This is a genomic window from Parabacteroides sp. AF17-3 (assembly GCF_003635445.1).
Taxonomy (GTDB): domain Bacteria; phylum Bacteroidota; class Bacteroidia; order Bacteroidales; family Tannerellaceae; genus Parabacteroides; species Parabacteroides goldsteinii.
Map to the genome: position 1 here is coordinate 1 of NZ_QTMM01000016.1, position 302 is coordinate 302.

Below are 302 nucleotides of genomic sequence, written 5' to 3' on the forward strand. Positions count from 1 at the left end.
TGGCTGAAATGTTATCAAACCAGCGATTTGCGATACCGGGCTGTTGTGGAGCGTGAGCAAGCGAAATCGCTCGCCCTTCCGCCCGTCTCCGAGGCTTACAAGGAGGAGCGCGAACGGGTATTTCTGCGCCGGGTGTTTGAGCAATACCGGGCAGGCTGTCCGATCGAGCGGCTTTATCCGGCGCGGGTGTATCTCTCCCTGCAAACACGGGGAATTATCCGCGACAGTCCGGAGGCGAAACGGACTGCCATGCGGCAAGCGGCCGGTTACCGGCCTGCCGGGAATATGGTGATAGACGAAGA